Here is a 6,182-nt window from a genome sequence, read left to right as displayed (position 1 = left end):
CCTGGAAACGCTCGTCCGCAACCGGCTCAAACGCCTCCAGTACCGGCCCGACACGCTCGACGGCTTCATAGCGGGCACCGGCCTCACCCTCGACAAACCAGCGTCACCTTGACGATCCGAAGTCAGTAACCCAGTCATCCCACCCCCGGCACCTCGTGGGGGCGGGTCGCCTCTGCCCGGACCGGGTGCCGTGCGACACCGGCGTAGAATGCGGAGGTGGATCGCACACCCCCATGGCCCGTAATTCCGGAGCTCCCGCTCCAGGAGCTTGAGTGTTTCTCCGTGCTGGTTCACCAACTCCATTTCGGCCGCACGGCCGAAATCCTGGGCGTGACCCAGGGACGCGTCTCCCAGCTGATCAAGCGCCTGGAGAATCGGGTGGGTGCTCCGGTGTTCGAACGGACCAGCCGCCGGGTCGAGCTGACCGATCTGGGGCGAGGGCTGGCCGAGCAGGTAGTTCCCGCCTTCCGCCAGCTTCGCGAGGGTTTCGACGCCGCCCGGGCTGCGGCGACGGACCGGCCCATGCGCGTGGGATTCCAGTGCGCCGTGTACGAGCCGGTCGCCAAGGCGATCGCGAGCCTTCCCGAGGGTTCCGCCGAACTCGTCGAACTTTCCTGGGGGGACCCGTTCTCCTGCCTGAGCCGGGCCGAGATCGACGTGGCCATCGTGCTCTCGCCCTGCCGTGAGAAAGGCCTCCGGCTCATGCTGGAGTTCTCGCGACAGCCGATGTACCTTGCCCTCTCCACCGCGCACCGCCTGGCCGCTGAGTCGAGCGTCTCCGCCGGCGAACTGTCGGAACTGCCGCTGATCGAACCGCGCGGCCCCGCCCCCGACTACTGGCGCCAGGTGAATGCGCCGACGCGGACGCGGAACGGGTTCGAGCTGACCTACCCGGTGGGCGCCAGCACGATTCAGGAGGGGCTCTCGACCGTAGCCAGCACCCGCCTCGGTCTGCTGCTGTGTGAAGCGAGCACAAGGTACGCCCCGCGGCCGGACATCCGCTACCTGCCGGCTCCCGACCTGGAGCCGACCACACTGCTCGTCCTGCAGAGCGAACGGAAGCAGCACGGCCTGGCCGACAGGTTCGTCGAGCTCTTGGTGAAGAACGTGGACTGAAACGCCGTTGCCGTGTCGGCCGTAAGCGGAGCAGGTCTCCGCCCGGCAGAGGGACGTACCTTCGGATTGGCGGTTGTCCGTTCAGGGCAGCAGACAGACCGTCAATGGCCAGCGGCATCCAGCTCCGGCCGCCGCGCGCGTGGAGCCGTCGGGCGAGGCCGCGAGACGGCGGCGACGATCAGCCCGGCCGCCGTGATCAGCGCCGCCGAGAGCAGGACGGCCCGGTTTCCCGCACGGTCGATGACGAGCCCGCCCGCGAACGCACCGAGAGCGATGCTTGCGTTGAACACGCCGGCCCACAGCGCGGCCGATACCTCGGTACGCGCGGGGTCGGCCGTGCGGACCCAGGTCTGCGTCGAGACCGAGACCCCGCCGTACGAGGCGCCCCAGATGATTAGCGCCATCAGCACAGTGACGGTGCTCGCGGTGGCGAACGGCAGCAGTGCTGCGGCCAGCGCGACGCCCGCCAGGGCGATCGTCACAGCCTCCTTCGTGTACCGGCCGGCCATGGGACCGAGGGTGAAGTTTCCGGCGACGCCGGCCAGGCCGTAGACGAGCAGGCAGCTCGCGATCAGGCCGGCGCTCATGCCCGCGTCCAGCTCAAGGACCGGGCGCACGTACGTGTAGCCGGTGAAGTGGCCGAGCGCGACCAGCCCCGTGATGGCCAGCCCGGCCGCGACGCCGCGGTTTCTCAGCGCGTCGACGATTCCGTCGAGGCGGCTCCGATGGTGAACCGGGAGGGCCGGAAGCGTGAGGACCAGGACGCCGGTGGCCACCGCACCGACGAGTGCGAGTGCCCAGAACGTGGCACGCCAGCCGAGGAGCGCCGCAAGGAGGGTCCCCAGCGGCACGCCGAGAACCGAGGCGATGGAGACCCCCGAGAAGATCAGCGTGGTGGCAAGCGCGATTCGTGGTCCGTCGACGAGTCGCGGGCCCAGTCCTGCGGCCAGTCCCCACACGACGCCCATCGCAATGCCGAGAAGGACCCGACTGGAAACCAGGACCAGGAAATTGGGCGCGACCGCGGTCAGCGCATTCGCCAGTGACAGCAGAACCATGAAGGTGACAAGCACCCCCTTGCGATCACGGAGCCCGATGAGCGCGGGTGCGAAGGGGGAGACGGCCGCGGCGATGATCCCGCTAACTGTCAAGGAAAGGCCGGCGACACCGTCGGAGACGGAAAGGGACTCCGACATGGGCGTCAGCAGACCCACCGGCATCATTTCGGAGGACACCACGGTGAACGTACCGAGTGCCACGGCGATGACCGGTGACCAGCGAGGTGCCCCACTGTCCGCTGTGGGGGGTGTGAGAGCTTCCGTACTTTTCATATGGCCAGCTCACCACCCCCTTTCATGGCCGAACAAGATCGATGATCTCATCCACTCATTACCCCGACTCATCGATCGGGGGAACCGGGCCTGCTCGAGCATCGCCGACCTGTGCAGCAGCAGTACCGTCCGAACGCCTTTACTTGGTCATGACGTTGGTGACAGTCGGGTGATCGGGGCTGGCCGCCGAGCGCGGTGTGTCTGCGTCGAGTGTTGTAGAAGGTCAGCCAGGGTGCCAGTGCGCGGGAGCGTGCGGTGTTGCTGGTGAACACCTGGTGGTAGGCCCATTCTGTTTGCAGGGTGCGGTTGAAGCGCTCGACCTTGCCGTTGGTCCAGGGGCAGTGAGGACGGATGAACCGCTGCTGGTCGCCGAGGTCTGCCACGGCCTGCCGGAAGGCGCTGCTCTTGCGGTAGGCCCAGGGGTTGTCGGTGATGACTCGTTCGATGCAGTCGATGCCGTGGGCTGCGAAGTAGGCGGCGGCGCGGGTGAGGAAGGCGGCGCAGGTGTCTGCCTTTTCGCCGGCGTGGATCTCGGCGTAGGCCATGCGGGAGTGGTCGTCGATAGCGGCGTGGACGTAGTCGTAGCCGATCCGGGCCTGCTTTTGCGCGTAGGTCCTGCCGGCTTCGCGGCCGTGGGCTCGCCATCCCCCGCCGTCCGGGATCCGTCCGATCTTCTTGACGTCGAGGTGGATCAGTTCTCCGGGCCGGTCTCGTTCGTAGCGGGCGTGACTGCGACGTTCGGAGCGGATCGGCTGTCCGGTCAGTGGGTCGCACGAGGCCAGGCGGGGCATGCCGTGGCGGTGCAGGATGCGTGTGAGGTTGATCCCCGGGAGTGGACACCAGGTTTCATGCAACGAGTGACAGCGTACGTGACGTGATCAGTTGCTGTTCGAGCTCGGCTGGTGTGAGGTAGCCGAGCTCGGAATGCCGACGGCGCCGGTTGCAGTACGACAGCCGGCGGAACAGCTCGAGCCGGGTCTGTGCCTTGGAGGTCCAGCTCCTCCCGTGGAGCAACTCGCGCTTGAGGCCCTGGAAGAACGACTCGGCGAGGGCATTGTCATAGCTCGAGCCGACCCGGCCCATGCTGCGACGGATGCCGTGCCGGCTGCAGACGTCGGCGAAGGCGGCCGCGCTGTACCGGGTGCCGCTGTCGGTGTGGAGGACGACGCCGTGGACCCGGCCGCCGCGGGCGGCAACGGCCGTCTCGACCGCGTCGGTGACCAGGGAGGTGCGCATGTGGTCCGCGATCGACCAGCCCACCACCTTCCTCGAGCAGATGTCGATGACCGTGGCGAGGTAGAGCCACGTCGCGCCGACGGCTATGCAGGTGATGTCGCCGCACCACCTGGTGTTCAGCGTGTGCGCGGTGAAGTCGCGCATCACCGGGTCCGGAGCAGGCGGCGCGGTCCTGTCCGCGATCGTCGTCCGCTTCTTCTTCCGGAGCGACCCTCACCGCCGCAACCGCAGTGAAGATGTCCTGACGGATATCCGCAGGAGCCTCTCTCCAGTGAGCCGCCAGCTGACCGAGGCGCGCGGTATCTCCCGGCATCGGGTAACGCAACGGCGGGCAACCCGGGATTGTGCGCGCCTTGACAGCCAGAGCGGCGCTAGTCTGCGGCCTCGCACGCAAGGCGAGTAAAGCGGTGCCGAGCATGAGCACGGAGCGTACCGATGCTGAGCCACCCGGTGAGCAGCAACCCCAGAGCTGCAGGCACCAGCGCCCATGCGGACAGGTCGCCCGGATCGGCGCCGTTAGCGAGCAGGCTGCTGCCTGCGGCAGCCCCCGCGGCGGAACCGAGATACATCGCGGCCATCTGGAACGCGACGATCCGCATCGCCTGCTCGGGCCGGTCTCCGGTCAGGGCTTGCTGCAGGGTAGGGACGCTCGTCCATCCTGCCGCACCCCACAACGCCGCTGCGATGAGCCACGCTGCCGGGGCGGTGAAGACCCAGATAGCGGTAAAGCTCCCCAGCAGCACTGCGGGCAGAGCGATGAGCAGAGTGCGGGGCCCGAATGCGTCCAGAGGCCTGCCGATCAGGGCGGAGCCAGCGACTCCACCGATGCCCCAAGCCCACACCAGCGCGAAGCCCCAGTCCTGGAGCCCTCGGGCCTCGGCCATGGGCAGCAGGTAGGTGTAGAGCCCGAGACTGGCCACACCAAGGAGAAATGCAGCAGCGACCCCGATGAGAGTCTTCGGCGACCGCAGCACCACGAAGGCAGGACCACGCGAAGCGGGCAGCGACGGGATCGTGCGCGCCTTGACAGCCAGAGCGACCATGCTGAGGAGACCAACAGCGACGACCAGGGCCATTGTCCATCGCCAATTCAGCTGGTTGCCGATGAGCATCCCAACCGGCACTCCAGCGACTGTTCCGGTGGACAGCCCAAAGGTCACCATGGCCATGGCACGACCCCGTTCATGGTCGGCGACCATGGCGGCGGCAGCTGCGGTTGCCACCGCGGTGAGCACGCCAGCGCCGGCGCCTGCAATCACCCGCGAGGCAAGAAATACCTCGGTCCCCGGCGAAACCACGGTGATGAGGTTGCCGAGATTGAACACACCCAGCGCGATGAGCAGCGCCCTAGCGGTACTCCCACGGATCAGCATTCCTGACAGCAACGGCCCCGCCAGAGCGTATGCCGCAGTGAAGGCTGTCACACCCAGGCCAACCGCCGCGACCGTCGTGGCGAGCGAATCAGCGATCGAGGGCAGCACCCCGGCGAGAACATAGGCATCGATACCCAGCGCGCTCGAGGCCGCGACAAGCGGCCAGACGCGGCGGATCATGCGTCCTCCTTCGCAGGAGCGGCTTCCTGATACCCGTTGAGGACCGTGTTGATCAGGCCAGGAAACCGCGCCTCCAAGTCATCGCGGCGCAGCTGGATCATGCACTTGCGTCCTTCGGCGCGGACGAACACCACCCCGGATTCGCGCAGGAGGCTGGTGTGATGTGTGAGCGTCGACCGTGGCAGATCCGGTCCCAGCTCGATGCTGTCCACCTCACCGCGCTCCGCGAGCATCCGCACCATCGACAACCGCAGCGGCTCGCTCAACGCGAACAGCACCCGCGGGATCGCGATCTCATCAGCCTCAGGATGCTCGTACACCCGTGACGGCACCATCAGAACCACCTTGCATCGTGCGACTATTCCCGCACAATAATAGTGCGAGAATTCTCGAACGATCAAGCTGAACTGCCAAGCCCTCCCGCGGCAGTGGCGGCGCGACCTCGATCAGCAAGAGGTGCGACAGCTCTGGAAGCGGGCTACGAGTTGGTGCGAGGGGCCAGCGGCGGCTTCGGCAGGCGGTCGTGAGCCGGGATGCCGAGCGGCACGGCGACGTTCCGTCCATGGGGACCGCGACCGGTGACAACCGACCCGAGATCGCCTAGCCGTGCGCTGGAGCGGCGAGGAGTTCGCCGTCACCGAGCCCGAGGCAGGGCCCTGAGCCCTCCCTGAGAGCCGACGGTCCCTGTCGGCGGCGTGGCCGGGCCGGCCGCGGATCCGGTCGGCTTCTTTGTGATGCGATCACGCCCGACCCGCACAAGGATCGGATTACGGGCGGCGGCCCGGCCGCTTCCTGCCCCCGGCCCCTAGCTTGTCTTTTACTGACTTCGGCTCGTCAGGGTGAGGTCAGGGTGTCGAGGGTGAGGCCGGTGCCCGCTATGAAGCCGTCGAGCGTGTCGGGCCGGTACTGGAGGCGTTTGAGCCGGTTGCGGACGAGCGTTTCCAGG

General features: G+C 67.5%; 4 protein-coding genes and 4 pseudogenes. 2 read left to right on the top strand and 6 right to left on the bottom strand.

Annotated elements, in window-relative coordinates; translation table 11 throughout:
- Both ACFV8T_RS45155 and ACFV8T_RS45150 read left to right on the top strand, forming a co-directional pair.
- A pseudogene (locus ACFV8T_RS45155) lies at positions 1 to 112 on the top strand (IS630 family transposase); the annotation flags it as partial.
- A 104-nt stretch (positions 113 to 216) separates the two neighbouring features.
- Positions 217 to 1,116, top strand: coding sequence for a LysR family transcriptional regulator (locus ACFV8T_RS45150; protein ID WP_385339642.1), 900 nt, complete (start codon positions 217 to 219; stop codon positions 1,114 to 1,116).
- A gap of 101 nt (positions 1,117 to 1,217) precedes the next feature.
- Here the strand turns inward: ACFV8T_RS45150 and ACFV8T_RS45145 are convergent, their stop codons facing one another.
- From ACFV8T_RS45145 to ACFV8T_RS45120, 6 genes and pseudogenes are all read right to left on the bottom strand, one after another.
- Positions 1,218 to 2,447, bottom strand: a complete 1,230-nt coding sequence (locus ACFV8T_RS45145) for an MFS transporter (protein WP_385339639.1) — start codon at positions 2,445 to 2,447, stop codon at positions 1,218 to 1,220.
- 147 nt (positions 2,448 to 2,594) lie between these two features.
- A pseudogene (locus tag ACFV8T_RS45140) lies at positions 2,595 to 3,265 on the bottom strand (integrase core domain-containing protein); the annotation flags it as partial.
- Between the two features lie 28 nt (positions 3,266 to 3,293).
- Positions 3,294 to 3,890, bottom strand: a pseudogene (locus ACFV8T_RS45135) (IS3 family transposase); the annotation flags it as partial.
- Positions 3,891 to 4,054: 164 nt separating this feature from the next.
- Positions 4,055 to 5,236 carry an MFS transporter gene (locus ACFV8T_RS45130; RefSeq protein ID WP_385339636.1) on the bottom strand — a complete coding sequence of 394 codons (1,182 nt, stop codon included), beginning with the start codon at positions 5,234 to 5,236 and terminating at the stop codon, positions 4,055 to 4,057.
- Complete coding sequence (locus tag ACFV8T_RS45125) at positions 5,233 to 5,571, bottom strand: ArsR/SmtB family transcription factor (RefSeq protein ID WP_385339634.1); 339 nt, start codon at positions 5,569 to 5,571, stop codon at positions 5,233 to 5,235. The genes ACFV8T_RS45130 and ACFV8T_RS45125 overlap by 4 nt, the downstream gene beginning before the upstream one ends.
- Before the next feature lie 499 nt (positions 5,572 to 6,070).
- Positions 6,071 to 6,182: pseudogene (locus ACFV8T_RS45120) on the bottom strand (IS630 family transposase); the annotation flags it as partial.

Origin of the sequence: Streptomyces sp. NPDC059832, from assembly GCF_042731715.1 — a bacterium.
Classification (GTDB): Bacteria; Actinomycetota; Actinomycetes; order Streptomycetales; family Streptomycetaceae; genus Streptomyces.
Note: the sequence above shows the minus strand (reverse complement) of the source record. Positions and strands in the feature narration are given on the sequence as shown.